The 2,178-nt window shown below is 63.9% G+C and carries 1 protein-coding gene; it reads left to right on the forward strand.

Going from position 1 to position 2,178, the window contains the following annotated elements; genetic code table 11:
• Positions 1-377: 377 nt before the first annotated feature.
• Positions 378-2,178, forward strand: a 1,801-nt coding sequence (locus EOA24_RS35215; protein ID WP_127410665.1) for an aminomethyltransferase family protein, incomplete at its 3' end; no start/stop codon positions are given.

Here is a 2,178-nt window from a genome sequence, read left to right on the forward strand (position 1 = left end):
GCGCCAAGCCGACCGCTTGGCGCTGCGGCGACCGCATCATAGGGAGAGAAAACTGTTACCTATGTATCCGGTTCAAAGTGTTACCCATCTATCCGCTGGACACTGGCCGCAACGACGGCACTCCGATCCGCAGCGTTGGCGATTGGCGAAATCGAAGGCGGCAGCGTCCTTCGCCCCGTTCACGGGGAGAAGGTGCCCGAAGGGCGGATGAGGGGCGGCGCCAACGTTCGAAGGACAAGCATGTCGGCAAACCACCTCGCGGCGATCGCACCCAGAGCACCACACCTTCTTGCCAAATCCATCTCCCCTGCTATTCTCTCAGCGAAAATAATTTTACACACAGGCAAACTTGTTTCTCGCTCGGAGGAGGGTTTGAGATGAGCCAGTCGCCCTACCCCGCCGTCCTGTCCGGGCCGCCCAAGCCCAGCCTGATCCTGAGGCCCGGCGAGATCCGCCTGCCGCCGGGCCTGGAGCGCTACACCGTGCAGGGCAATGGCGCGGTGCTGATCGACGTCGAGGCGGGCGACAGCGTCAGTGTGACCAATGTCGAGGGCGGGCAGCCTTGCGAATTGCTGGCCTGGGATAAAACGGGGATCACCGATCCCGGCATTTTCGGTGAGAGGTCGAACAGCAATGCGGCCGGCATCAAGGCGCTCCTTGCCGAAGGGGACGACAGTCTCTCGGCGGTTCGCCTCAGCCTCGAGCGCCGCAAGGTGGAGTTCGACCAGCCGAAGGCCGTGCGCGTGTTCGGGGGCGCCACGCCGGCGGGCACCGAGCAGAGTTTTTCCGTGCAGCGCGACGGCGCGCTGCTGATCGCGGCGCCCGGCGGGCCTATGCTGGTCGACGGCCACAACACGGCGACGCCGGTGACCGTGCTGGTGCGCCGCGCCACGATCCGGCTGAAGACGAGAGGGCAGCTTGCCGATCCGCTCGCCGATCCGGTGCTCGATCTCAGGGTGCATTCGGCGACCGCCGAATCCTATTTCGTCAGGGCCGGCGACTATCTGCAGATCATCGACGTCGACGGCCGGCAGTGCACCGATTTCCAGTGCTTTTCGGCGCGCAAACTGGATAAGGGGCACGACCTGCCGCTCGACGTGACGACGACGCGCACGCTGATGGGCTCGGCCTATCCGATGCCCGGCCTGCATTCGAAATATTACGATCAGGACATGGAGCCGCTGGTCGAGGTGGTGCAGGACACATGCGGCCGGCACGATGCGTTCGCGCTCGCCTGCGCCGCCAAATATTACGACGACATCGGCTATCCGGGCCACACCAACTGCTCGGAGAACTTCAACAAGGCGCTTGCCGACAAGGGTGTCACGCCCCGCGCCGGCTGGATGGCCATCAACTTCTTCTTCAACACGGCGATCGACGCGCATGGCGTGATGGTGTCGGACGAACCCTGGTCGCGGCCGGGCGACTATGTTTTGATGCGCGCCCTGACCGATATCGTCTGCGTGTCCTCGGCTTGCCCGGACGACACCACGCCCGCCAATGGCTGGGACCTCACCGACATCCATGTGCGGACCTATTCCGGCCAGCACAAATTCTCGCGAGCGATCGCCAGACGCATGAAGCCCGACTCGGAACCGAAAATGACCCGCGAGACAGCCTTTCATTCGAGCTTTGCCAAGCACACGCGCGATTTCGTCGAATACAGGGGCTATTGGCTGGCCAATTCCTTCGCCAAGGAAGGTCCCATCGCCGAATACTGGGCCTGCCGGCAGGACGCCGTGATCATGGACCTGTCGCCGCTGCGCAAGTTCGAGGTCACCGGACCGGACGCCGAGGCGCTGCTGCAATACACGCTGACACGCGACGTCAAGAAGCTCGGCGTCGGCCAGGTCGTCTATACGGCGATGTGCTACGAGCATGGCGGCATGATCGACGACGGAACGCTGCTCAGGCTCGGCAAGGACAATTTCCGCTGGGTCGGCGGCGACGATTTCTCAGGCGAATGGCTGCGCGAGACCGCCAAGAAACTCGGCTTGAACGTGCTGGTGCGCTCTTCCACCGACCAGATGCACAACATCGCCGTGCAGGGACCGAAGAGCCGCGACATCTTGAAGGAGGTCGTCTGGACCTCGCCGGTACAGCCCTCGATCGGCGAGCTCGAATGGTTCCGCTTCGCCGTCGCCCGCATCGGCGGCGGCAACGGCGTGCCGGTGGTGG

The sequence above is a fragment of the Mesorhizobium sp. M2A.F.Ca.ET.039.01.1.1 genome (assembly GCF_003998035.1).
Taxonomy (GTDB): domain Bacteria; phylum Pseudomonadota; class Alphaproteobacteria; order Rhizobiales; family Rhizobiaceae; genus Mesorhizobium.